19 protein-coding genes are annotated in these 24,177 nt (G+C 70.5%); 6 read left to right on the top strand and 13 right to left on the bottom strand.

What is annotated here, in order from left to right; translation table 11 throughout:
• Positions 1-4: 4 nt before the first annotated feature.
• From ACGFX9_RS11775 to ACGFX9_RS11760, 4 genes are all read right to left on the bottom strand, one after another.
• A complete protein-coding gene (locus ACGFX9_RS11775) occupies positions 5-1,213 on the bottom strand; it encodes a S8 family serine peptidase (RefSeq protein ID WP_393468743.1) in 1,209 nt (402 codons plus the stop codon).
• A 297-nt stretch (positions 1,214-1,510) separates the two neighbouring features.
• Positions 1,511-2,479: a CDP-alcohol phosphatidyltransferase family protein gene (locus ACGFX9_RS11770; RefSeq protein WP_393468740.1), complete on the bottom strand. Its 969-nt coding sequence runs from the start codon at positions 2,477-2,479 to the stop codon at positions 1,511-1,513.
• Positions 2,480-2,702: 223 nt separating this feature from the next.
• On the bottom strand, positions 2,703-3,923 hold the full coding sequence (mgt, locus tag ACGFX9_RS11765) for a macrolide-inactivating glycosyltransferase (protein ID WP_393468737.1): 1,221 nt from the start codon (positions 3,921-3,923) through the stop codon (positions 2,703-2,705).
• A gap of 38 nt (positions 3,924-3,961) precedes the next feature.
• The gene (locus ACGFX9_RS11760) at positions 3,962-4,366 is read right to left on the bottom strand and encodes a MarR family winged helix-turn-helix transcriptional regulator (protein WP_393470412.1); all 405 of its coding nucleotides are present in this window, start codon (positions 4,364-4,366) and stop codon (positions 3,962-3,964) included.
• 123 nt (positions 4,367-4,489) lie between these two features.
• Here ACGFX9_RS11760 and ACGFX9_RS11755 point away from each other — a divergent pair, with 123 nt between their 5' ends.
• Complete coding sequence (locus ACGFX9_RS11755) at positions 4,490-5,596, top strand: hypothetical protein (RefSeq protein WP_393468734.1); 1,107 nt, start codon at positions 4,490-4,492, stop codon at positions 5,594-5,596.
• Between the two features lie 72 nt (positions 5,597-5,668).
• On the opposite strand, the gene ACGFX9_RS11750 is transcribed toward ACGFX9_RS11755, so the two are convergent.
• The 3 genes from ACGFX9_RS11750 to ACGFX9_RS11740 are packed head-to-tail and all read right to left on the bottom strand — an operon-like array spanning position 5,669 to position 8,729.
• Positions 5,669-6,958 carry an ABC transporter substrate-binding protein gene (locus tag ACGFX9_RS11750; protein ID WP_393468731.1) on the bottom strand — a complete coding sequence of 430 codons (1,290 nt, stop codon included), beginning with the start codon at positions 6,956-6,958 and terminating at the stop codon, positions 5,669-5,671.
• Entirely contained in the window at positions 6,958-7,809 is an 852-nt protein-coding gene (locus ACGFX9_RS11745; protein ID WP_393468727.1) for a carbohydrate ABC transporter permease, read from the bottom strand. The genes ACGFX9_RS11750 and ACGFX9_RS11745 overlap by 1 nt, the downstream gene beginning before the upstream one ends.
• Positions 7,806-8,729 (bottom strand): carbohydrate ABC transporter permease, encoded by a 924-nt coding sequence (locus ACGFX9_RS11740; RefSeq protein ID WP_393468723.1) that lies wholly within the window; start codon positions 8,727-8,729, stop codon positions 7,806-7,808. The genes ACGFX9_RS11745 and ACGFX9_RS11740 overlap by 4 nt, the downstream gene beginning before the upstream one ends.
• A gap of 172 nt (positions 8,730-8,901) precedes the next feature.
• Between ACGFX9_RS11740 and ACGFX9_RS11735 the strand changes: the two genes are divergently transcribed.
• Positions 8,902-9,756 (top strand): phosphotransferase enzyme family protein, encoded by an 855-nt coding sequence (locus ACGFX9_RS11735; RefSeq protein WP_393468720.1) that lies wholly within the window; start codon positions 8,902-8,904, stop codon positions 9,754-9,756.
• A 29-nt stretch (positions 9,757-9,785) separates the two neighbouring features.
• Here ACGFX9_RS11735 and ACGFX9_RS11730 read toward each other — a convergent pair whose 3' ends face one another.
• From ACGFX9_RS11730 to ACGFX9_RS11715, 4 genes are all read right to left on the bottom strand, one after another.
• Positions 9,786-10,511 (bottom strand): 3'-5' exonuclease, encoded by a 726-nt coding sequence (locus ACGFX9_RS11730; RefSeq protein WP_393468717.1) that lies wholly within the window; start codon positions 10,509-10,511, stop codon positions 9,786-9,788.
• 113 nt (positions 10,512-10,624) lie between these two features.
• Positions 10,625-11,896, bottom strand: a complete 1,272-nt coding sequence (locus ACGFX9_RS11725; RefSeq protein WP_393470409.1) for an SAV2148 family HEPN domain-containing protein — start codon at positions 11,894-11,896, stop codon at positions 10,625-10,627.
• Positions 11,897-11,969: 73 nt separating this feature from the next.
• Positions 11,970-13,286 carry a copper amine oxidase gene (locus ACGFX9_RS11720; protein WP_393468714.1) on the bottom strand — a complete coding sequence of 439 codons (1,317 nt, stop codon included), beginning with the start codon at positions 13,284-13,286 and terminating at the stop codon, positions 11,970-11,972.
• A gap of 64 nt (positions 13,287-13,350) precedes the next feature.
• Positions 13,351-14,136, bottom strand: a complete 786-nt coding sequence (locus ACGFX9_RS11715) for a Tat pathway signal sequence domain protein (protein ID WP_393468711.1) — start codon at positions 14,134-14,136, stop codon at positions 13,351-13,353.
• Positions 14,137-14,294: 158 nt separating this feature from the next.
• On the opposite strand from ACGFX9_RS11715, the gene glgX reads away from it, so the two are divergent.
• Positions 14,295-16,403, top strand: coding sequence for a glycogen debranching protein GlgX (gene glgX, locus ACGFX9_RS11710; RefSeq protein WP_393468708.1), 2,109 nt, complete (start codon positions 14,295-14,297; stop codon positions 16,401-16,403).
• Here glgX and ACGFX9_RS11705 read toward each other — a convergent pair.
• Positions 16,378-17,658, bottom strand: coding sequence for an MFS transporter (locus ACGFX9_RS11705; protein ID WP_393468705.1), 1,281 nt, complete (start codon positions 17,656-17,658; stop codon positions 16,378-16,380). The genes glgX and ACGFX9_RS11705 overlap by 26 nt on opposite strands.
• Before the next feature lie 81 nt (positions 17,659-17,739).
• Between ACGFX9_RS11705 and treY the strand changes: the two genes are divergently transcribed.
• Both treY and ACGFX9_RS11695 read left to right on the top strand, forming a co-directional pair.
• Entirely contained in the window at positions 17,740-20,166 is a 2,427-nt protein-coding gene (treY, locus tag ACGFX9_RS11700) for a malto-oligosyltrehalose synthase (RefSeq protein ID WP_393468702.1), read from the top strand.
• A gap of 304 nt (positions 20,167-20,470) precedes the next feature.
• Complete coding sequence (locus ACGFX9_RS11695; protein WP_393470406.1) at positions 20,471-21,721, top strand: M14 family zinc carboxypeptidase; 1,251 nt, start codon at positions 20,471-20,473, stop codon at positions 21,719-21,721.
• An 11-nt stretch (positions 21,722-21,732) separates the two neighbouring features.
• Here ACGFX9_RS11695 and ACGFX9_RS11690 read toward each other — a convergent pair whose 3' ends face one another.
• Complete coding sequence (locus ACGFX9_RS11690; protein ID WP_393468700.1) at positions 21,733-22,284, bottom strand: DUF1707 and FHA domain-containing protein; 552 nt, start codon at positions 22,282-22,284, stop codon at positions 21,733-21,735.
• A gap of 147 nt (positions 22,285-22,431) precedes the next feature.
• On the opposite strand from ACGFX9_RS11690, the gene treZ reads away from it, so the two are divergent.
• Entirely contained in the window at positions 22,432-24,177 is a 1,746-nt protein-coding gene (gene treZ / locus ACGFX9_RS11685; RefSeq protein ID WP_393470403.1) for a malto-oligosyltrehalose trehalohydrolase, read from the top strand.

The following is a 24,177-nucleotide window of genomic DNA, read 5'->3' as shown; positions in this document are numbered from 1 at the left end:
GGTGTTACTCGACGACCTTGAGCAGCTTGTTGGGCGTGCCCTCGCTCGGGTTGGAGATCTTGTCCGGGGTCGCGCCGTCGGTCAGCGCCTTGGAGACGGCGTCCGGCTTGGCGTCCGGGTGGGCGGCCAGGTAGACGGCGGCGGCGCCGACGACGTGCGGGGTCGCCATCGACGTACCGGAGATCGTGTTGGTGGCCTCGTCATCCGTGTTCCAGTCGGACGTGATGTCCGAACCGGGAGCGTAGATGTCCACGGACGAGCCGAAGTTGGAGAAGTCCGACTGCTTGTCGTCCTTGGTGGAGGAGGCGACCGTGATGGCCTCCTTCACGCGGGCCGGGGAGCCCTGGCCGGCGTCAGCGGACTCGTTGCCCGCCGCGACCGCGAAGGTGACGCCGGAGGCGATCGCCTTCTGGACCGCCGCGTCGAGCGCCTCGTCGGCGCCGCCGCCGAGGCTCATGTTGGCGACCGAGGGGCCCTGGTGGTTCTTGGTGACCCAGTCGATGCCCGCGACGACCTGCTCGGTGGTACCGGAGCCCTGGTCGTCGAGGACGCGGACCGCGACGATCTTGGCCTTCTTGGCGACGCCGTGCGCCTCACCGGCGATGGTGCCGGCGACGTGCGTGCCGTGGCCGTTGCCGTCGTCCGCGTTGTCGTCGTTGTCGACGGCGTCGAAGCCGGACGTGGCACGGCCGCCGAAGTCCTTGTGGCTGACGCGGACACCGGTGTCGATGACGTACGCCGTGGCGCCCTCACCGGCCGCGTCCGGGTACGTGTACTTCTTGTCGGCGGCGGTGTCCGCCTGGTCGATGCGGTCCAGGCCCCACGACGGCGGGTTGTCCTGGGTGGCGTCGATGGAGAACTTCTTGGACTGGACGACCTTGCCGACGGCCGGGTCGGCGGCCAGGCGCCTGGCCTCGGTCTCGCTGAGGTCCTTGGCGGAGAAACCGTTGATGGCGGAGGAGTAGTTGCGCTTCAGCGAACCGCCGTACTCCTCGGCCAGGTCGGACTTGGCGCCCTTGTTCGCCTTCTCGTCGAGCATGACGATGTAGCTGCCGGACACGGCGCCCTTGGCGTCGGCTCCGTAGACCTTGCCCTCGGCGGGGGTTGCCGCGCCTGCGAACGAGGTGGCGAAGACGGTGACGCCTACCGCGGTGGCCGTGGTGGCTATCGCCGCCACGAGCTTCACCGAACGGACACGCTTGTGAGTTGCCATGAAGAGGGGTCTCCTCGTGGTGATGTGGGGGGATGTGGGGGTTTTCAAAACTTCACTGCGACGCCCCCTGAGATCCGGAAGATCTCCGGGCGTTGGGACGAAACCCTGTCTGATTGACGCGCGCAGATCAATACCTACATACACCTGTGACTTGTTCAACAAGGTTCTGTAATAACAAAACGGGTGCCGATCAGCAGATCGGACACCACGGGGCTGAAACCCACCAAGTCGCCATAGATGTAAGGGGCTTGTTACGGCCCGGGTACGGGGACAACCGCCCGGGCCGACTGGACACCCCTACGCCGCGGCCAGGACCTTGCGCTCCTCGAAGGAGTCGATCGTGCGCGTGAAGTCCCGCGTCGAAAGCAGCAGCTTGTAGATGATCGCCAGCTCGAATACGAGGAGCAGCGCGCCGGAGACGATCGTCGCCGGAAGCACCACGTCGAAGAGCGGGCCGATCATGAAGACGCCCATCTGGAACTCGATCCCGCTCACCAGGTGCGTACGGATCCGGTGGCGCAGCAGGAAGGACCTCGCCCGCAGATACGCGGGGAACTTGTGCCGGAACTCCTGGTGCAGGTCGATCACCTGGCGCTTGGGGGCGGCGTCCGGAGCCTCCGGGGTTTCCGGGACTCCCTGCTCCGACAGCGTCTTCTGCAGATCCTGCTCGATGTCGGCCTCGGGGTTGTCCCGGAGGAGGTCCTCCATGAAGGCCAGCTCGGCCTCGTTCTCGGCCCGGCGGGCCGCCCTCATGCGGACCTTGATCTGCTTGCGCATGGTGTGACGGATCTTGAAGATCTCGAGCCCGTTGATGTAGCGCAGGGTGTCGAGGGCGACCACTGCCACCGCGGCCCAGATGTAGAAGGCGTCCCCGGTGCGTTGGAACTGGCCGCCCATCAGGGCCACCGCACAGGCCATCACGCGAATCCGGTCGAAGACGAAGTCCAGCCAGGCGCCGAACACCGACCCGGTTCCGGTGAGCCGGGCGACCTTGCCGTCCATGCAGTCGAGGATGAAGCTGAAGTGGTAGACGACGGCACCGGCGACGAGCCACTGCCAGTCACCCAGCGCGAAGAACGCCGCGGAGACGAGCCCCAGCAAGAACGCGCCCCAGGTGATCTGGTTGGGGGTGATCCGGGTCCGCATCGCCGTCCACCGCACGAGCGGCGTGGCGACCGGATCGACCAGAATCACGGTCCACCACGCGTCGCGCTTCTTCTGGGTGATGCGGCGCACCTCGTCGAGGGGCGGTATGTCTCGTCGCATGGGGGTCAACTTCCTGGCGTTCGCGGAACGTTCACCTCACGCTAAGAAGGTCTTGGTTCAAGTAACAAGAACCGGAGCGTGCAACCTTTGGTGGGGGGTAACGGTCAACCTTTCAGGACGAGTCAATACCTATACTGGAACCCACCTGCGTTACCTGAGCGTTATCGAATGACAAGGGCGTAACAGAAATGACCGGGGCGTAACAGAAACGCTTCGCGGAGCCTTACGCCCCGGCCCTCCCGGCCGCTTTCGCCAGCTCCTCCTCGATCAGGTCCGCGGCCGTCTTCGTGCCACCCTCCCCCGCCATCCCGGCCGCCACTTCGGCCAGGCGCCGCGCCACCTCCGGGTCGTCGACCAGGCCGAGGACCGCTTCCCGCAAGGTCTCGGCCGTGGCCTCCTCCATGGGCATATGCCGGGCCACCCCGAGACCTTGCAGCATGTCCGCGTTGCCGAACTGGTCGACGGCTTGCGGCACCGCGACCATCGGCGTCCGCGTGGCGAGCCCCTCCTGGCATCCGCCCGCGCCCGCGTGGGTGATGAACGCGTCGGCCTGCCCGAGCACCGCGAGCTGCGGGATCCACTGGCGGACCTCCACGTTCCCGGGTACGTCCCCCAGCTCGCTCGCCCCGACATGCTTGCCGACCTGGAGCACCACATGCCACCCGGGCAGATTCCCGAACGCCTTGACGCACTCGCGGTAGAAGGCGGGCTGCTTGGTGAAGGACGAGCCGAGCGAGACGAGCAGCACCCTCTCCACGCCGGCGGGCCGCTGCCAGTCCCCCTGCGCCGAGCGGTCGCCCTGGCAGGCACCGACGAACGTATGCACCGTCTCGTCGACCCGCTCCGCGTTCGGCTGGAGCGCCTTGGGGATCAGGACCAGGGAGCGGGGCGGGCGTCCGACAAAGGCATCGGGGTGCTGCGTGATCCCGTTCTCCGCCAGCCACGCGTGAAAGCGCGCGTAGTACTCCCGCCCCCGTTCGGTCCTCTTCAGCTCGGCGTACATCGGCTCCGCGACCTCTTCCTCGTAGCCGTCCCAGGCCACCAGGTTCGGCGAGAGCGAGATCTCGGGCACGCCCCAGCGGCGGGCGAGCACGCGCGCGGGATAGCTGGTGATGTCGTGCAGGACGAGGTCCGGTTCGTCGCCTTCGTACGCCGACGCCAGCTGGGGCAGCGTCGCGATCGCGTCGGCGAGGAACGGCTCGATGTTGTCGATCAGTTCGGTCCCCCAGGCCTCGGGATCGTCGTCCGGGCCCGGCAGCGTCGTCGTATGGAGGACGGGCTCGGCACCGGTCTCGGCGACCTTCTCGGCGAAGAGGTGCGGGATCGCGTACGTGACGCGGTGGCCGCGGGCGACGAGTTCGCGGATCACTTCGAGGCTCGGGTTGACGTGCCCGTGCGCGGCGATCGAGAACATGGCGATATGGGCACGCTGTGCTGTGGTCATGCGCCGACCATATGCGAGACGAGACGTCTCGTACAAGCTTATTCGACGTCCAGATCGCCCCGCGACGCGGCGTCGTTGTAGCGCAGCAGGCACTCGGCGAACTTCTCCAGATCCGGGCCGCTCCAGTCCGTGAGCCGCTCCTGGAACGCCACCCGGCGCGCGTCGGTGACCTGCGCCAGCACCTCGTTGCCCCGGTCGGTGAGGTGCAGCACGTGCACCCGGTGATCGGTCGGGTCCTGGCGCCGCTCGACGAGCCCGCCCTTCTCCAGCGCCCCCACCTGCCGGCTGATCGTCGACTTGTCCAGGGTGTAGTGCGCCGCCAGGTCCGTGGCCCGGCATCCGCCCTGGAACTCAAGGTGACTCAGCAGTGTGTACGACACGAGCGAAAGCTCGGGGTGCATCCGCGCGGCGGTGGCGCGGGCCCGCCGGGCGAACGCCGTCATCTCCCGCTGAATGATCTCGATGGACCCGTCTCGGTCGGACACGATTTCTCCCTTCCCGCCAATGGTTGTACAGTACAACACCGAGAATGAGTGTATAAGCCAACCACTTCGAGAGGTCTCCCGATGACCGCCACCTCGGCGCCCGCCCACAAGGCACCTGCCGGCCCGGCAACCGCCTCCGGACCACTCGGCCCGCTCCGTCACGTCCTCCTCCACCTGGTGACGCCGCTGCTGATGTGCCTCGGCATGGGCCTCGCCTACATGGGCGCGTTCGTCACGCCGGAGCCGCACGACCTGCCGATCGCGGTCGTCGGATCGGGCGAGCAGACGCAGGTCCTCGCGCAGACCGTCAAGGACAAGGCGGGCGACGCCCTCGACGTGCGGACCCTCGGCTCCCGCGCAGAGGCGGTCGACGCACTCAGGTCGATGGACATCTCGGGCGCATACATCCCCGACGCCAAGACCCCAGAGGTGCTCGTGGCCACCGCGGGCTCCGACATGAGCGCCATCGCGGTCGAGAAGATCTTCACGCCGGTCGCGGCGGAGCAGGGCGTCCCCCTGAAGGTCTCCGACGTGGCACCGACGGTGGGCGACGACCCCACGGGCCAGGGCCTGTTCTTCCTGCTCGTCGCGGTGAGCATCGGCTCGTACGCCTCGGTGGCGGCCCTCGGCGCCGCGGGGGCCGGGATGCGGATGCGGGCCCGCGCGGGGCTCGTCGTGGGTGTCTCGTTCGCCGTCAGCCTGATCGGCGCGGCGCTCGCCGGGCCCGTCTTCGGCCTCGTACACCAGGGCCTGTGGGGCGTATGGGCGATGGCGTGGCTGTACGCGGCCGGGATCCTCTTCATCGGCGTCGGACTGCATACGTTCCTCAAGCGCTGGACGACGCTGGCGATGATGGTCCTCTTCGTGATGCTCAACTTCACGTCGTCCGGCGGTCTCTTCCGGCCGGAACTCCAGAACGGCTTCTTCGGCTCGCTGCACGCCTTCTGGAACGGCGCCGGATTTGTCGAGGGCATCCGCAGCCACCTCTACTTCGGCGGCCACGGCACCGCCGGACACGTGTGGACGCTGGCGGGCTGGCTCCTGCTCGGCCTGGTGGTCACGGGGGTGGCGGGTCTCTTCGAGCGCTGGCAGCGGGCTACCGCGCAGGCTCAATCCCCCGCTGCCTCCCCACACCAGGAGTCCGTGGAGGAGGCGGAAGAGGAGATGGAGGAGTCGGTCGGCGTCTGAACGCGGCCCATTGCGGGAAACTCCCGGCGACACGCCCCGCGTCGCCGGGAGTTTCCTGCAATCGCGATCAGCTCACCGCTGGTAGCGCGCCAGGACCAGGTTGCCGTCCTTCACCAGGCGTTTGCGCAGTTCCTCCAGGCCGATCGCCCCGCTGTAGTACTCCTGGAGCGCCGGGGTGGCCACCTTGTCCTTCCACTCCGCGTACCCCCGCACCGACTGCGCGGGCGCCGAGCGGAGGTCCTTCGCGAGGGCGGTGCCCGTGGCCCAGTCGTTCTTCTTGGTGTGCAGCGCCGGGTCCTTCAGCGCCTGTTCGCCCGTCGGCAGCATCCAGTCGCCCTGCGCGAGGCGCACCATGTTCTTCGGCTGAAGAAGGAAGTCGATGAACTCGGCCGCCTCCTTCTTGTGTGCGGTGTCCTGAGAGACCGACAGGGTCTGCGGGCTTACGCCCTGCGTGAGCCCCTCCGCGCCTGCCGGGGCGGGCAGCACCTGCCAGTCGAAGCCCTTGGGCGCCTGCTGGACGATCTGCTGGCGGTAGGAGAAGCCGAGCGGGACCATCGCGTACTTGCCGCCGAAGAAGCCCGGCAGCGTGTCGGAGCCGCCCATTCCCAGGGTCGTGCCGGACGCGCTCTTGTCGGTGTCGACCTGGTCGTGGACCGTGCGCGGCATGATCTCGTCGGCCTTGCCGAAGCGGATGTCGACCTTGCCGTCCTCGCCGCGGTGGAACATCCGGCCGCCCGTCGAGAGCGAGAGGTTGAGCGTCGCGGAGACGGGCTCCTTGAGCGGCCAGGCCACGCCGTACTTGCCCTTGCCGTCGCTCAGGTCCTTGGTGACCTCCCGGAACTCGTCCCAGGACCAGGGCTTCTCGGGCGTCGGGATCCGTACGCCCGACTCCTTCAGCCACTTGGCGTTGGCGATGAGGACGCGGGGCTCCTGGAGGAACGGGACTCCGTAGACGCCGTCCCCGAACGTCGTGGTGTCCCAACTGCGCTGCGGGATATCGGACTTCAGCCGCTGCGGCAGGAGATCACTCAGGTCCGCGAGATAGCCCCCGTACGCGAAGTCGGCGAGGTCGTCCGAGGCGTCGTGGATGATGTCCGGTGCCTCACCGCCCTCGAAGGACGTGAGGAGCTGGTCGTGGACGCTGTCCCAACTGCCCTGGACATACTCGACCTTGACGTCAGGGTGGGCGGCGTTCCACTCCTTGACGAGCTCCTTGTTGGCCTCGACCGACTGCTCCTGCCAGGCGAGCGACTGGAAGCGGAGAGTGATCCGGCCGTCGTCGGACCCGTCGGAGTCGCCGCCGCATCCGGAGAGCAGCAGCGCGAGGGCCGCGGTGACCGCGGTGGCGAGCCGTGCGCGCATCAGCTCTTCACCGCCCCGGTCAGCATGCCGCCCGTGATCCGCTTCTGGATGAGCGCGAAGATGACGAGCGAGGGAAGGGTCGCGAGGAACGCGGCGGCGGCGAGCGGGCCGAGGTCCGCGGTGCCCTCCGCGCCAATGAAGTGCGTGAGGACGACCGGCAACGTCTGTTTCTCCGGGGTCTTGAGCAGAACGAGCGCGAAGAAGAACTCGTTCCACGCGGTGATGAAGGCGAACAGGACCGTCGCCACGATGCCGGGTGCGAGCAGCGGCGCGGTGATCGAGACGAGCGTACGCAGCTTGCCCGCGCCGTCGACGGAGGCCGCCTCCTCCAACTCGGTGGGCACGGCGCGCACATACCCCACGAGCATCCACAGCGCGAAGGGCAGCGACCACACCACGTACACCATGATCAAGCCCGGCAGGGAGTTGATCTGGCCGAGGTTCTTCAGGACGAGGAAGAGCGGGATGATCACCAGGACGAAGGGGAACGCCTGGCTGACCACGACCCAGCCGGTGGCCGCCCGCGCGAGGAGCGTGCGGTGCCGTGCCATGACGTACGCCATCGGGGTCGCGATGAGGACGGCGATCAGTGCCGCGCAGACCGCGGCGATCAGCGAGTTGCCCGCGGCGCGCAGCAGCGGCTGTTCGTCGAAGGCCTGGCGGAAGTTGGCGAGGGTCGGGTCCTTGGGGATCCAGGTGGGGTGCAGGCTCGCCAGCTCGCGCGGCGGCTTGAAGGACGTGGAGATCAGCCAGAGGAAGGGGAAGGCGAGGAAGACGAGGTAGCAGAGGAGCGCGAGGTACTGGCCCGCGCGGGCGGGCTTGCTGGTGCGTGTGGTGCGTGTGGTGCTCACTTCTCGTCGCCTCCCTTCAGCCGGCCCACGAGGTGGAACGCGAGGATCACCGAGATCACCGCGACCATCACGCAGCCCATCGCCGCCGCGTAGCCGAACTGGCCGTAGCGGAAGGCCTCTTCGTAGGCGAAGAGCATGGGGAGTCGGGTGCGGCCGCCGGGGCCTCCGTTGGTCAGGACGTAGACCAGGGCGAAGGAGTTGAAGTTCCAGATGAAGTTGAGCGCCGTGATGGCGAGGGCGACCGGTTTCAGCGCGGGCCAGGTGACCGTGAGGAAGCGGCGCCAGGCGCCCGCGCCGTCCATCTCGGCCGCCTCGTGCAGTTCGCGCGGGGTGTTCTGCAGTCCGGCGAGCAGCGCCACGGTGGTCTGCGGCATGCCCGCCCAGATGCCTACGATGATCACGGCGGGCAGTGCGGTGCCCAGCCCCGTGAGCCAGTCGCGGCCGTCACCGAGGCCGAGGTTGCCCAGTGTCTCGTTCAGGACGCCCGCGTCCGGGTTGTAGACCAGGCGCCACATGATGCCGACGACGACTTCGGGCATCGCCCAGGGGATGATCGCGAGCGACCGCGCCAGCCAGCGGAAGCGCAGATTCTGGTTGAGCAGGAGGGCCAGGCCGAGCGCCAGGAGGAACTGCGGCACGGTCACGCCGACCGCCCACAGCAGCCCGATGCGGAACGAGTCCCAGAACAGGGTGTCGTGCAGCAGATCCTGGAAGTTGAGGAACCCGATCCACTCGGTCGGCTCGGTGCGGCCCGACTGGGAGTCGGTGAACGCGAGCGTGATGCCGTAGAGGAGCGGGCCCACACTGAGGATCAGGATCGGGATCAGCGCGGGCAGCACCAGGAACCAGGCGCCGTGGTCCACCCGTTCGCGGGGGGACGCGCCTCTCGCTGACCGCTTCCTCGCGGTCGCCAATGTCACGGAATCGGCTCCTTTGGGCGGCTCATCGGGGTTTGGCCGCCCACGCGGCCCCCGTCATCGTGCTGATGGGATCTTGATACGTCAAGCTCCTTCGCAGGCCGCGCAAGCCTGTTGGCCAGTGCGAATGGGAGACTGTTCCGGCGAACGTGGCAAGTGGTGCGGGAGGCATTCGGTGGATGAGGCGCGGGCACGGGACGTACTGGGCGCGGCGGGGCTTGGGCGGGACGCGGCGCTGCTCGCGATGGGCGAGAACGCGGTGTTCGGCAGCGGCGACTCGGTGATCAAGGTCGGGCGCGCGGCGCCCGAGCTCCTCGACCGCGCGCGGCGGGAGCTGCGGGTGGCGCGCTGGCTGGAGGATTCGGGCGTGCCGGCGGTGCGGGCGGCCGAGGACGAGCCCCGCCTGGTGGACGGGCATCCGGTGACGGTGTGGCACCGGCTGCCGCAGGCCGTGCGGCCGGCCGAACCGCGTGACCTCGCCGCACTGCTTCGGCTCGTGCACGCGCTTGAGGCACCCGGGTTCGAGCTGCCGCGGCGGGAGTTGCTGGGCGGGGTCGAGCGCTGGCTGCGGCTGGCCGGCGACGCGATCGACGTCGAGGACGCGGACTATCTGCGGGAGCGCAGGGACGGCTTCGAAGCGGCGGCCGCGGCGCTCACGCCCCGGCTGGCACCCGGCCCCATCCACGGCGACGCCCTGCCCCGCAATGTCCTGGTGGGCGCGGACGGTCCTGTCCTGGTGGACCTGGAGACCTTCTCCTTTGATCTGCGGGAGCACGACTTGGTGGTGATGGCGCTCTCCCGTGACCGGTACGGCGTGCCGACCGAGGCCTACGACGGGTTCGTCGCGGCGTACGGCTGGGATGTGCGCGAGTGGGACGGCTGCGCGGTGCTCCGGGGCGCCCGGGAGACGGCCAGCTGTGCGTGGGTCGCGCAGCACGCGCCCACCAACCCGAAGGCACTGGCCGAGTTCCGCCGCCGGGTCGCGTCACTGCGTGACGGTGACCCGGGTGTGCGGTGGTACCCCTTCTGAGAGGCCGGACGCCGGATCGGTCCTGCCGATCAGACGCCGGTCGGGCTGACCTGCTCGCGCAGCGGCCACAGGCCGTCCACCACCGCCTCGGTCTCGCCCTTCTTCCTGAGGAACTTCTGGAAGTCCGCCGCCCACTCCGCGTACCAGGTGATCTGACGGCGGTGCAGTTCCGCGGGGCCGAAAGCGGCGAGCTTGGGATGGCGGTCGGCTATCGCGGTGGCGAGGCGCGCCGCGGCCAAGGCGTCCGACGTGGCGTCGTGGGCCGACTCGAGAAGCACCCCGTACTCCTTGCAGACCGCTTCCAGGTTCCGCTTGCCCTTGCGGTAGCGCTCCACCGAGCGGTCGATGGTGTACGGGTCGATGACCGGGGCCGGTTCCGCGCCGCCCAGGCGGTCACGGAGCGAGGGCAGGCCGTGCCGGCGCAGCTCGGCGGAGAGCAGAGTCAGATCGAAGGTGGCGTTGTAGGCGACCACCGGGACGCCCGACTGCCAGTACGAGACGAGCACGCCCGCTATCGCGTCCGCGACCTCCGCGGCCGGTCTGCCGTACGCGGCGGCCCGTTCGTTCGAGATGCCGTGCACCGCCACGGCGTCCGCCGGGATCTCGACCCCCGGATCGGCGAGCCACTCCCGCCGGCCCAGCGTGTCATCGCCCCTGACCTCGATCACGGCCCCCGTGACGATGCGCGCCTCGCTCGGATCCGTCCCGGTCGTCTCCAGGTCGAACCCGATCAGCAGCTCCCGGTGCCAGCCCATGGCCGCCCCCTTCTGTGTGGTGCTTTCCCCCAGTGACCACCACGATCCCACGCGCCACTGACAATCCGAGGGCCGCGTTCCGCTTGGCGTCCGTCCGGCGGCGGGGCGAGGGGTCAGGAGACCGGTCGTGAGTCCGCCCAGGCAAGCTCGAACTCCTCCCGGTACGTCTCGAAGAGTCCGCCCTCGTCCGGTTCATCCGCCTTCACCACCCGGCGGCCCCCGCGCAGCACGAGCACCGGTGCCTCCATCCCGCGGGTCCGGCGCAGATACGACTGGACGACCGCGATGCCGTCCGCGCCGTCCCCGTCGACCAGATACGCGGTGAAGCGCGGCGTCTCGTCGAAGACCTGGATCTCGAAGGCGCCCGGGTCGCGCAGCCGGGCCCGCACCCGGCGCATGTGCAGGATGTTCATCTCGACGCTGCGGCTCAGCTCGCCCCGTTTCAGGCCCAGTTCACGCTCCCGGCGCTTGACCGCGCTGCTCGCCGGGTTGAGGAAGAGCAGCCGCACCCGGCAGCCGGACTCCGCGAGGCGCACGAGGCGACGCCCGGAGAAGTTCTGGACCAGCAGGTTCAGGCCTATCCCGATCGCGTCGAGCCGGCGCGCCCCGCCGAAGATGTCCTCGGCAGGGAACTGCCGCAGCAGCCGCACCCGGTCGGAGTGGACGCCCACCACATCGGCGTACCGGTCGCCGACCAGGGACTCGACGGCGTCGATCGGCAGCCGGCGCGCGGACGGTGTGTCGGTGCCCGCGCCGAGTATGTCCAGGAGCTTCGCCGACGCCCGCTCGGCCTGGGCGAGCACGGCGGTGGACAGGGCGCGGTTGCGGGAGACGACGTTGCGGGTGACTTCCAGCTCGTCCAGGGCGAGTTCGACGTCCCGGCGGTCGTCGAAATAGGGTTCGAAGCACGGCCAGTGCTGCACCATCAGTTCGCGCAGCTGGGGCAGTGTGAGGAAGCTGAGGACGTTGTCGTCGGCCGGGTCGAGCAAGTAGCCCTTGCGGCGGCTCACTTCGCGTACGGCGACGGCCCGCTGGACCCACTCCTGCCCCGCGGGTCCCGCTGCGGCGACCACCCAGTCGTCCGCGTGGACGGGTTCGTAGATGGGGCGCAGCACAGCGGCCACGACGGCGCGCAGCCGCTGCTCCACGAGATTGAGCCAGATGTAGGCCCGCCCGGCGCGCTGGGCGCGTGTGCGCACCTCGCGCCAGGCCTCGGTGCCCCAGTCCAGTTCGGGTCCGATCTGAGATCCCATCTCCATCGGCCGCGCCAAGGACACCGCTCCGGGCGGGCCGTCCACGGAACTCCCCTCGTGACCCTCGTCACCAGTGGGTAGTTCCCGCCCTCCCGAGCTCACCCGGCGCACCCCTTCCGCTCCCCCGAGCACTCCCCCGTTCAACGATCAAGGAAGGGTACTCCGGGAGCGGCGGCCGGTGCAGCCGGATGGCAAGGGTGGATTCTCAACCGACCGGCGTCGGCTGGCCGTTCTGGTCGGCGAGGTCCTGCGGAGTGAGCGGGCTCATAGCGGTCACGTCGCGCGCGGCCAGCGAGAAGCCCTGCCAGTGGACCGGCATCGGCTGCTGGTCCTCGTCACGGGCGATGTGGTGGAAGCCGATATGGACCCAGGTGACCGGGTGCGTGAGGGACTGGCCGTTCACCCACTTGTCGACGCTGGTCGGTGCGCCGCTCGCGCACCCCGGGTTGTTGCTGGAGTACTGCTCGCACTTCTTGTACTCGGTGAAGTACACGTCGTGCTTGGTGAAGGGGCGTCCGGCGTGCTTGTTGCTGGCCCCGGGCACGATCTCGTACGAACGGGGGTGGCCGTCCTTGTTCTTGCCGGCCCCGCTGACCACGCGCCACCAGCGCATGTCCTTGCGGTCGCCCGCGAGCTCCTTGGTGACCTTGGTGCGGGTGGTCTTCGTGGTGGGGCTGCCCTGGCCGGCGGGCGGGGTGACCTTGGAGTCGTACTGCTCGACCTTGGCCTTCGAGGAGCCGTCCAGGCCGAAGTTGAGCCGCCAGAAGACGTTGTGGGCGTGGCTCTCGGCCTTGGCCTGGTCGCCCTTGCCGATGGGCCAGCCGCGGCTGTCGCCACCGTCGTAGTCGTACGGCGAGAGGCTGCCGGTCGCGCCGACCTGGGAGGTGATGGTGCCGTCCGAGGAGAACCGCCACTCGGTTATGTACTCGTACCAGGACGCCTTGTTCACGGTGTAGACGAGCAGGTCCTTGCCCTGGTCGGTGTAGACCTTGCCGGTGCCGCCGGTGCTCTCGTCGTCGTTGAGGCGGTACGCGTGCCCACGCGCGCGCGTGGTGGCGCACAGCCCCTTCACGTCGCCCCGCTGCGGGACCTTCACGGTCTTGATGGTGCCGCCGGGGCACTCGCCCGGGTTCAGGTTCTGCAGGGCTTGGCCGAAGTCGGTGCCGGTGACGTCGTCGTACTCGGCCTCGCCGTCGTCGTAGGGGACGTGGACCTGCGCCAGCCGGGCGCTGGTCAGGACGGGTATCGGCTTGGCCTCGTCCTTGGGCTGGTAGCTGATCTTGTCGAGGATCAGGCCGGAGAGCGTGTTGTAGTGCCAGCACATGCGCCAGGTCGTGCCGCCGTCGACGGTCTGCTCGATCTTGTAGGCGTCACTGCAGTCGGCCGCCGCCGCGGGGGCGTTCGGCGCCTGGGGGGCGGCCGATGCGGGCGAGGCGACGGTGACGGCGCCGCCGATCAGCGCGGAGACCGCGAGGGCCATGGTGGCCCGTTTGCGGGCGCGCGAAACTCTGTTGACGTGCATTGCGGTGTGAACTCCCTCGTACGAGGAGAAGCAGAAGTGTGGTGTCGTGCGCGGTCGGCCAAGATCAGCCGAGGCGGCCCACGGAGCGGGTGCTCAGGTCGACGACGAGGGACCGGGTGTCGATCCACGGGCCGTTCTTGACCTTGGTGACGACCTGGAGGCACCGGTGCTTGCCGCACTCGGTGAGGTCGGACGGGACCTGCTTGATGGTCTCCTTGCGGAAGACCATGCCGCTCAGCTGCAGCTGTCCCGGACCGGTCAGCGCCTTGCCCGTGGCGTGCTTGAAGTCCTGCTTCAGGCCCTTGCCGAGCGGGTCGGCGATCAGCAGCCCGGCGCCCTCGGCGAGCTCTTCCTGGCTGGGCGGCGGCTGGACGTTCTGCGCGGTGGTCGTGTTCTCCACCTTGCCGGTCTCCACGTTGACCGTCTTGGTGATGACGGCGTCCTTCTTGTAGTCGTAGTAGACGACCTCTGCCCTGCGCGGGGCCGCGGCGCCCGTGTCGGTGGGCTCCTGGTCACTGAGGTTCGTCGAAAGGAGCTGCGGGCCGCGGTCGCCCTCGACGTCCCTGGCGCTGGAGCGCAGGGCCCCCGTCACCGACGCCTTCTCCGCGCGTTCGATCTCGGCGTCGGTCAGCGGGTCGCTGCCTATGCCCTTCTCGCCCTCGTCGGGCGCGGCCTCGACGACGCCGTCCTTCGCGATCGCGTTCTGCTTCGCGTCCGCCGCGTTGGTCTGGCGGTCCCCCGACTCGCCCGCCCCCGGCAATGTGACGCCCACCAGCACCGCGGTGGCGGCCACCGCGACTGCCGCGCCCGCCATCACCTTCCCCAGGTGGCGTCTGACTAGCTCTCGCACTTACTCCCCTTTTCCCCCACCAGCCCCAAGAAGGGGCATACCGAGTATGTGGTCGACCCGTTAGACGGTCTCAACTCCTGGGTGGTTGCCCCACTTTCGGGGAGACTCTGGCCAAAGTCACCCCGAGCCGAGGGGGCGATAGTGGAAGAGTCATATGCATGCAGGTGTGGCCAGGGCAGGCGTATCCACTCGGCGCCACGTACGACGGCGCCGGAACGAACTTCGCGGTCTTCTCGGAGGCCGCCGAACGAATAGAGCTGTGTTTGCTGCACGACGACGGCTCGGAGACAGCTGTAGAGCTGCGCGAGTCCGACGCTTTCGTGCTGCACGCGTACGTGCCGGGTGTGATGCCGGGCCAGCGGTACGGCTTCCGGGTGCACGGCCCGTACGCGCCCGCGCGCGGGCACCGCTGCAACTCCGCGAAGCTGCTGCTCGACCCGTACGCACGCGCGGTCAGCGGCCGGGTCGACTGGGGAGAGGAGGTGTACGGCTACCGCTTCGGCGCCCCCGACAAGCGCAACGACATGGACTCGGCGCCACAGATGATGTCCTCCGTGGTGGTCAATCCGTACTTCGACTGGGGCGACGACCGGCCGCCCCGGACCCCGTACAACGAAACCGTGCTCTACGAGGCCCATGTGAAGGGCCTGACCATGCGGCACCCGGATCTCCCCGAGGACTTACGGGGCACGTACGCGGCGCTCGCGCATCCGGCGGTCATCGATCACCTGACGCAGCTGGGTGTGACGGCCCTCGAGCTGATGCCGGTGCACCAGTTCGTGAACGACCACCGTCTGGTCGACATGGGCCTGAACAACTACTGGGGCTACAACACGATCGGCTTCTTCGCGCCCCACAACGCGTACGCCTCCTGGGGCGACCGGGGCGAACAGGTCCTGGAGTTCAAGCAGGCGGTGAAGGCGCTGCACGAGGCGGGCATCGAGGTGATCCTCGACGTGGTCTACAACCACACGGCCGAGGGCAACCACCTGGGACCGACGCTCTCCTTCAGGGGCCTGGACAACGCCTCGTACTACCGCCTCGCGGACGACCAGCGCTACTACATGGACACCACGGGGACGGGCAATTCGCTCCTGATGCGCTCCCCGCACGTGCTCCAGCTGATCATGGACTCGCTGCGGCACTGGGTCACCGACATGCACGTGGACGGCTTCCGCTTCGATCTCGCGGCGACGCTCGCACGGCAGTTCCACGAGGTGGACCGGCTCTCGTCGTTCTTCGATCTGGTGCAGCAGGATCCGGTGGTGAGCCAGGTCAAGCTGATCGCCGAACCGTGGGACGTCGGCGAGGGCGGCTACCAGGTGGGCAATTTCCCGCCGATGTGGACCGAGTGGAACGGCATGTACCGCGACACGGTGCGGGACCTGTGGCGCGGCGAACCGCGCACCCTGGCGGAGTTCGCCTCGCGGCTCACGGGCTCATCGGACCTCTACCAGGACGACGGGCGGCGCCCGCTGGCCTCGATCAACTTCACGACCTGCCACGACGGGTTCACGCTGCACGACCTGGTCGCGTACAACGACAAGCACAACGAAGCCAACGGAGAGGACAATCAGGACGGCGAGAGCCACAACCGCTCCTGGAACTGCGGCGCCGAGGGCGAGACCGACGACCCGGAGGTCCTCGAACTGCGCGAGCGGCAGATGCGCAACTTCATCGCGACGCTGATGCTCTCCCAGGGCGTCCCGATGCTCAGCCACGGCGACGAGTTCGCGCGGACGCAAGGGGGCAACAACAACGCCTACTGCCAGGACAACGAAGTCGCCTGGGTGCGCTGGCCCGAGGGCGAGAGCACGCAGCTGGCGTTCACGCGCGCGATGGCGTGGCTGCGGCGCGACCACCCCGTCTTCCGCAGGAGGCGGTTCTTCCACGGCCGTCCGGTCGAGGGGACGCACGACGAGCTCTCCGACATCGCCTGGTTCACGCCGGAGGGCGAGGAGATGACGCGGGAGGACTGGGACGCGTCGCAGGCACGGGCGCTGACGGTGTTCCTGAACGGCAACGCGATCTCCGAGCCGGGCTCACGCGGTGAGCGGATCGCCGACGACTCGTTCCTGCTGATGTTCAACGCCTCTCCGGAACCACTGGAGTTCGTCATTCCGGTCAATCACGGCCGCCAGTGGCAGGTCGTCGTCGACACCGCGCGCCCGGAGGGCGTGCCGCCGGACACGGGGCCGAAGGCGGGGGCGGGCGAGCGCCTGACGCTCACCCACCGGAGCCTCACCGTCCTGCAGCGTCCCGCGTGACCACGGGGGCGCGCTCGCCGTCGTCCGTCCTTGGCCGTGCCGCCAGCGCGACCAGGAACGCGACGGCGGCGGCCGCGCTGCCGAGGGCGAACGCGGCTTCGGGCCCGTAGGACTCGGCCAGGCGGCCCGCCACGGCGAGCGTGACCGCCTGGCCTCCGACGAAGGCGCTCGCGGCGAAGGTCATCCCTTCGGCGAGGCGCTGGGGCGGGCAGGAGCGTTCGGTGAGCGCGAAGCCGGTGATGAGGTTCGGTGCGTAGATCGCGCCGAACACGGTCACCACGAGGTACAGCCCGGTCATGGTGTCCGTCCACACCAGCGGCAGCGAGAGCAGCGCCGCGGCGGCCGTCGCCACGCGCCAGCGGGCGTGCAGGCCGAAGCGCTCGGGCAGCGCGGCCATGGAGAGGCCCACGACGGCGCTCATGACGCCCATGGCGGCGTAGACGAGGCCCGCCTGGCCCGGCTGCCCCAACTCCTCGGTGAGGGCCGTGATGCCCGCTCCACAGGCGCCGAGCAGGACGCCCACGAAGACGAGCCCGACGCGTACGACGACGACCTCGCGCGGCAGGGGCGGGCGGCCGGCGTCGGCGTGGGATCGTGCCGTCGGTTCCGCTGTCCGGCCCGTGGGGTGCAGCGCGAAGCCGGAGCCGCAGAGGGCGACCAGGAGCGCCGCCGCCCCGAAGGCGTACGCCGGATGGCCCAGCACGGCCGCGAGGCCGACCAAGGCGGGGCCGAGCACGAAGGACAGTTCGTCCATGGTGCTCTCCATGGACAGGACGGTGTTGACCAGACGGCCGTCCCCGCCCGCCCGGCGGACCAGCGGGACGGAGCGTGCGCGGGCCAGCGGGCCGATCCCCGGGATGCTGGCGCCGGCGAGCACCGCGAGGACGACAAGGGCGGCCGTGGGCAGCTCAAGCAGGGCGCCCAGCGTGTACACCGCGATCGCCACGGCGTTGAGCAGCGAGAAGCCGAGGACGACGGAGCGCTGGCCGCGCCGGTCGGCGAGGCGGCCGACGAGCGGGCCCATGGTCACCTGGCCGAGCGCGAGCGCGCAGGCGACAACACCGCCGGTGGCGAGCGAGCCGCTGGTCTCGGTCACCAGGAGGACACTGCCGAACTGGATCATCGCGACGGGGAGCCTGCCGAGGAACGAGATCACCGGGAGGAGCGCCCCGGTGTGCCCGATCACTTCCCGGTAGGTGTCCAGAAGTCCCCGGTCGGCGTGCTCTCCCCGCTCGGCCTGTGCCTTGGTGTCCATCGTCCGACGTTAACGACGCCCTTGTGGCCACATGCATGAGTCGATGACACGAAAGCCCGCCAGGCGGGTAAGTACGTTCGCATGACGCCAGAGCGCTCGGATCCCGCGGTCCCGCCACCGCCCACGGCCACGTACAGATTGCAGCTCCAGCCCGAGTTCCCGTTCGACGCCGCCGAGGCGGCCGTCCCCTATCTGGCCTCGCTCGGTGTCTCGCACCTGCATCTGTCGCCGGTGCTCGATGCCGTCCCGGGGTCCACGCACGGCTACGACGTCGTGGACCACGCGCGTGTGCGTGACGAGCTGGGCGGCGAGGAGGGGCTGCGGGCGCTGTCGCGCACCGCGCGGGCGCACGGGCTCGGACTTGTCGTGGACATCGTGCCGAACCATATGGCGGCGGTACCGCGCCACAACCACGCCCTGTGGGAGGTGCTGCGGGAGGGGCCCCGGTCGCCGTACGCGCGGTGGTTCGACATCGACTGGGACGCGGGCGGCGGGCAGGTGCTGCTTCCGGTGCTCGGGCGGGGGCTCGGGGACGAGCTGGAGCGGCTGCGGGTCGACGGGGACGTCCTGCGCTACCACGAGCACGCGTTCCCCCTGCGCGAAGGCACCGGGGATCTGCCGCTGCCGCGGCTCCTCGACGCGCAGTGGTACCGCCTCTCCTGGTGGCGGCTCGCCCGCACCGAACTCAACTACCGGCGCTTCTTCACCATTTCGGACCTCATCGGGGTGCGCGTCGAGGATCCGGAGGTGTTCGACGCCACCCACGCGAAGGTGCTCGAACTGCTGCGGGACGGGGTCGTGGAGGGGCTGCGGATCGACCACCCCGACGGGCTCGCGGACCCCGGGGCGTATCTCCAGCGGCTCCACGAGGCCACGCGCGGACGCTGGACGGTCGTCGAGAAGATCCTCGCCGACGGGGAGCGGCTGCCCGCCGCGTGGCCGGTCGCGGGCACGACGGGCTACGACGCGCTGCGTCACCTCGACGGCCTCTTCACGGACCCGGCCGGAGCGGGTGAACTCCTCGGCCAGTACCGGCGGTTCACGGCGCCCGAGGTGGACAGGGGCGGCGACTGGGACGCGACGGTGCGGCGCGCCGCGTACAAGGTGCTCACCCATGAGCTGGCCGCCGAGACCGACCGCCTCACGCGCGAGGCGACCGCGCTCTGCGCCCCGGATCCGGCCCTGCGCGACCACGCGCCGTGGGCGCTGCGCACCGCGCTCCTGGAACTGCTCGTGCGGCTTCCCGTGTACCGGCCGTACGTCTCCGGGGGCGCCGAACCGGCTTCGGTGCTCACCGTGGCGGCCGCCGAGGAGGCCAAGGCGGCCTTCGCGGTGCGGGAGGAGGCCGAGGCGGTCGACGTCGTACGGGACCTGGCGCTCGGACGCCTTGGATCCGGGCCCGCGGTCGACGGCTTTCGCGCGCGGTTCGCGCAGATCTCGTCGGCGCTGCGGGCCAAGGCGGTCGAGGACACGGCGTTCTACCGGCACGCGCCGCTGCTGTCCGCGGCCGAGGTGGGCGGCTCTCCGGAGCGCCCGGCGGTGGCTCCGGAGGCGTTTCACGCCTACTGCGCGCGCGTGCAGCGCGACTGGCCCTACTCGGGGACGGTGCTCACCACGCACGACACGAAGCGCAGCGCCGACGTGCGGGCGGGCATCGCCGTACTCACCCAGTGTCCGGAGCGGTGGGCCGACCTCCTGGTCGACGTGACCGAGCAGACCGCCCGGGTGGGCGGCACCTGCGCGCCGGATCCCCAACTGGCGTGGGCGGCCTGGCAGACGGCGGTCGGCTTCGGCTTCCCCTACGACGAGCGGCTCCAGCAGGCGTTGCTCAAGCATGTGCGCGAGGCGGGCCTGCACACGAGCTGGACCGAGCCGAACGAGGCGTACGAGAAGGCCGTGACGGCCTTTGTGGAGGCGGGGCCGTGCGGACCGCCGCTCTACACGGTCGCGGAGTTCGCGGGCGCGCTGCGGCCCCACGTACGGGCCAATGTCCTGGGCGCCACCCTGCTCCAGCTGACGATGCCCGGGGTGCCGGACGTCTACCAGGGCACGGAGGTCGAGTACCGCGCCCTGGTGGACCCGGACAACCGGGGGCCCGTGCGGTTCCAGCCGCACGTCCTGGAACACCTGGAGCAGCACCGGGACCGCTGGGAGCTCTCCGACGAGAAGCTGGCCCTGACGGCGACCGCGCTGCGGCTGCGGAGGCGGCGCCCGGAGCTGTTCGGCGGCGCCGCGACGTACGAGCCCCTGGCGGCGCTCGGGCCTGGCGCGCCGCACTGCGTGGCCTTCACGCGCTCCGGAGAGGTGATCTCGGCGGCGACCCGGCTCTCCTCGCGGCTCGCCGACGCGGGCGGCTGGCGCACGACGGAACTGGCGCTTCCGGAGGGGCGGTGGGCGGATCTGCTCACTCCGGGGCGGGAGTTCACGGGGCACGCGCGCGTGGCGGAGCTTTTCGGGGAGCTGCCGGTGGCGCTCTTGGAGCGGGTCTCAGCGGGGGCGGACGAGTAGCAGGCGCGGCGCCCGTGCCATGAGCCCCTGGGGCGCGGCCCTGAAGCCGGGCGCCCAGCGCAGCCCGAGTCCGGCCAGGATGGCGGCGGTCGGGGTCCTCGAAGCGGTACGGATCGCGTCCCGCGGAGCCGGGGATCACCGCGGGGCCGCCCGCGCGGTTCCCGTACGCCCATTCGGGTGGCGTGGTGGTGTGGTGGCGTGCCAGTACACCGCCGCCACCCGGGGTGACGTCCCGTGGGCCGCACGCTTGACACCCGCCCTGCCGCGTGGCGTACTGCGGATTGCGTCAGCGGACAAGACGGGGGTGAGTCAACTGGCGGAGCAGCGCTATCCCAATGTGGCCGAACTCCTGCTGGCCTCCCGGGAGTTGGCGGCACACCGCCCCGAGCTGAGCACCCTGCGCCAGGTGGGCGCCTCTCGTGCCGGCAGGCCCCTGCACCTGCTCTCCGTCGGCCGCTCCCCCCGCGCCGTCCTGGTCGTCGCGGGCGCGCACGCCAACGAGCCCACCGGCGGCTCGACGCTGCTGCACCTCGCGGAGTGGACACTGCGGGACGAGGCCCTGCGCGCCGACACCTCCTGGCACTTCCTGCTCTGCGCCGACCCGGACGGCGCGAGCCTGCACCGCACGCCCGCCCCGCGCACGCTGTACGACTACCACCGGCACTTCTTCCGTCCCGCCGGACCCGAGCAGCCGGAGTGGTCGCCCTCCGTGCTGCCTCCCGACCGGCTGCCGCCCGAGACGCGCGCCCTGACCGGCGTCATCGACGAACTGCGGCCCTACTTGCAGGTGTCCCTGCACGGCACGGATCTCGGCGGCAGCTGGGTGCAGCTGACGCGGGACATCCCGGGGCTCGCCGAGCCGTTCGCCAAATCCGCGGCGGAGCTGCGCATCCCGGTGGAGACGGGGGCTTCGGACGCCGCGGGCTGGCCGGTCTCGGGGCCGGGGGTGCATGTGCTGCCGGGCCCGGGCTCGGCTGCCGCCTATCCGAGCCTCCCCGAGGACGCCCGGAACACGACCTGGCACCACGCCCACCGGTACGGCGGCCTGACCGCCATCGTCGAGGTGCCGATGTGGGCGAGCGACCGGGTGGACGACGCCGCTCCCCACCCCGCCCCGGTGATGGCCCTGCGCGGCTTCTCGCGGCGGCTGCGCCACGACGCCCGCCTGGTCGAGGACATCCTCGGCGAGGCGCTCCCGCGGCTCCCGGGAGCGGAAGGCCCGCTGTTGCGCGCGGCACGCTGGGCGCTCGATCTGGTGCCCGGCCTCGCCGACGACTGGGCGCGGCGGCCACCCGCGGGGACGTCGATGGCGTACATCGGCAGCGTGGACGCCTTCGGGCGGCGCCTTCCGCTGCGGGCGGCGGCGATGCTGCTGCGGGTCCTGGACGCGGCGGGCGACCGGGCCGCGCCCCGGCTCGAGCGGCTCGTCATGCACTGGAGCGAGGCGTTCGCCGAGCAGTTCGATGCGCGCTGGGTGCCGCTGGCGGACCAGGTCGAGCACCAGTCACGCACGGCGGTCGCGGCGGCACGCCACGCGCGCGTGGCGGGCGACTGACCGCGAGAAGGTCAGGAGACAGCGAGCCGGAACGCCATCTTCCCGAAGCTCACCTGGTCGCCGTCCTGGACGACGGCCGCGCCGATCACCCTGCGGCCGTTCACGGACGTGCCGTTGGTCGACCCGAGGTCACGCAGCACCCACATGCCGGCCTGCCTGCACAGCTCGGCGTGCACCCGGGAGACCGTCTCGTGGCTGAGCCGCAGCCCGTTCGCCGGGTCGCGGCCGATCCGCAGGGGGTACGGACTCGTCGGCACCGGAAGGAGCAGCTTCGGCAGCCGCTCGGCCTGCCAGGCCCTGCGCAGCCGAACGGTGAATCCGGAGACCGCGCCGACGGTGCCGAACACCGCCCGCGAAAGGCGTCCCTCGGTCCGCAGGTCCGCGGTGAGCGCGGCGAGTTCGTCGGACTGGCGAGCGGCGAGCGCGAGCTCCATGCGCCGCACGAACGTGTCGTGCGACAGCTTGCCGAGTGCGGCGCCCTCCCTGAGGACTTCCAGCGCCCTGTCGCGCTCGGCGTCGGTCAGCCGCGCGGGGTACGTATGGATCTCAAAGGACGACGTCACCCTCGTGATTGTCGGTCAGCCGGGCCGGGGTGTCCAGAAAACGCGGAACGATCGCGGGCCGATCATTTCTGAAGCACGATGGACGGGCGTCACCACGGATGACGTACGGACGGACGAAGACTGATGGCGGACAAGGGGGAACTGTCGGTGGAGTTCGAGGTGTGGGCACCGGGAGCCGAACGCGTCACGCTGCTGTGCGAGGACACCACGCACGTGCTGGAGCGCGCCGGGGACCGGGCGGGGTGGTGGACGGTGGAGGCGGAGGCCGCCGAGGGGGCGCGGTACGGCTTCTCGCTCGACGGCGGCCCCGTACTGCCCGACCCGCGCTCGCGGCGCCAGCCCGACGGCCCCGACGGCCTCAGCGCCGTCGTCGACCACGAGCGGTACGCGTGGCGCGCGCCCTGGGCGGGGCGCTCGGTGCGGGAGGCGGTCCTGTACGAGCTGCACGTGGGGACGTACACACCGGACGGCACGCTCGACTCGGCCGCGGGCCGGCTCGGCCATCTCGCCGAACTGGGCATCACTCATGTGGAGCTGATGCCGCTCTGCCCGTTCCCTGGGCGGCACGGCTGGGGGTACGAGGGCGTGTCGCTGTGGGCCGTGCATGAGCCGTACGGGGGACCTGACGCGCTGAAACGCTTCGTCGACGTCGCGCACGCGCACGGCATCGGCGTCGTGCTCGACGTGGTCCACAACCACCTCGGCCCGTCCGGCAACCATCTGCCCGCGTTCGGGCCCTACTTCACGGAGACCCATCACACGCCGTGGGGCGCTGCGGTCAATCTCGACGCGCCCGGCTCGGACGAGGTCCGCGCGTATCTGATCGGCAGCGCGCTGGCCTGGCTGCGGGACTACCGCCTCGACGGTCTGCGCCTCGACGCGGTGCACGCGCTGCGGGACACGCGCGCGCGGCACTTCCTGGAGGAGCTTTCGGCGGCCGTGGACGGGCTGGCCGACGAGCTCGGCAGGCCGCTCTCGCTGATCGCCGAGTCCGATGAGGGCAACCCCCGGGTGATCACTCCGCGCGCGGAGGGCGGGCTCGGTCTGCACGCACAGTGGAACGACGACTTCCACCACGCACTGCACGCCACGCTCACCGGCGAATCGCACGGCTACTACGAGGACTTCGCCCGGGCGCCGCTCGCCGCGCTCGCCAAGACGCTGACGGGCGGCTTCTTCCACGACGGCACCTACTCGACCTTCCGGGGGCGCGGACACGGCCGTCCCGTGGACCGGGCAAGGACGCCCGCGTACCGCTTCCTCGGCTACGCGCAGACCCATGACCAGATCGGCAATCGCGCACAAGGAGACCGGCTCTCCGCCACACTCTCCCCCGGCCTGCTCGCCTGCGCGGCCACACTCACCCTCACCGGGCCGTTCACGCCGATGCTGTTCATGGGCGAGGAGTGGGGCGCGGGCACGCCCTGGCAGTTCTTCACGGACCACACCGATCCCGAACTCGCCGAAGCCGTACGGCTCGGCAGGCGCCGGGAGTTCGCCGCGCATGGATGGGCCGAGGCCGACATTCCGGATCCGCAGGACGCGGCCACGCGCGACCGTTCCTGTCTCGACTGGGCCGAGCCCCTGACCGATCCCCACGCGCGCGTGCTGGCCTGGTACCGCCGCCTCATCGCCCTGCGCCGCACCCGCGGCGACCTCCTCGACGCCGATCTGGCGGCGCTGCGGGTCGCGTACGACGAGGAGCAGCGCTGGTTCGCGTTCCGGCGCGGCGATCTGCGCATCGCCGTGAACATCGGCAAGGAGGCGGTGGACGTGCCGCTGGGCGGCCGGGGGGCGCGGGTGCTCGCGGCGTGGGAGCCGGTCACCGCGCCCGGCGCGGACGGGCTGCTTCGGCTGCCCGCCGAGTCGTGCGCGGTCCTTGCGATGCCATGA

Origin of the sequence: Streptomyces sp. NPDC048436 (assembly GCF_043200355.1) — a bacterium.
Classification (GTDB): domain Bacteria; phylum Actinomycetota; class Actinomycetes; order Streptomycetales; family Streptomycetaceae; genus Streptomyces.
Note: the sequence above shows the minus strand (reverse complement) of the source record. Positions and strands in the feature narration are given on the sequence as shown.